The organism is Furfurilactobacillus curtus (assembly GCF_045862785.1).
GTDB lineage: Bacteria > Bacillota > Bacilli > Lactobacillales > Lactobacillaceae > Furfurilactobacillus > Furfurilactobacillus curtus.
In genome coordinates, this window is sequence record NZ_BQXO01000060.1 from 1 (window position 1) to 526 (window position 526).

Here is a 526-nt window from a genome sequence, read left to right on the forward strand (position 1 = left end):
TTGTCAATAATTGCAGTACGTACAAAAGTTACCTGTTGGGGCACTGCGGTAGCGACTGAATGACCTGTCTGTCGATCCAAATAGTTAATCGTACGAGTCACAGTTTTGCTTAAATCCGCCTGATCCGTTCCTGCTGGCCATTTTGGCCCATTTGGCTCATTCGGATTAATTGGTTGACCAGGCTGACCTGGGGTAGTTGGCGTTACCGGCAGTGTTGCGTGGTCATAATAAACATTCACAATCATGGCCGGATCACCACTGTAGCTATTCGTTAGTGTCAATGCATTCACACTTTGTGGATCAGCGGCCTGATAGCCATCAGCAACGAGATCCGGTGAAACTACCGTGGCTAATTGGTTAGATCCTTCGATCCGCCAAGCTTCATCTGCATCGGACGTATCGACTTGGCCGTCACCAGTGGTGTCATAACCTAACAACGCACCAGTTACCTTGTCAATAATTGCAGTACGTACAAAAGTTACCTGTTGGGTCACTGCGGTAGCGACTGAATGACCCGTCTGTCGAT

Annotated in this window: 1 protein-coding gene; it reads right to left on the minus strand. The window is 48.3% G+C overall.

The annotated features are described in order from the left end of the window. A partial coding sequence (locus ACKTR2_RS10440; RefSeq protein WP_407885076.1) for a mucin-binding protein occupies positions 1-526 on the minus strand: 526 nt, incomplete at both ends.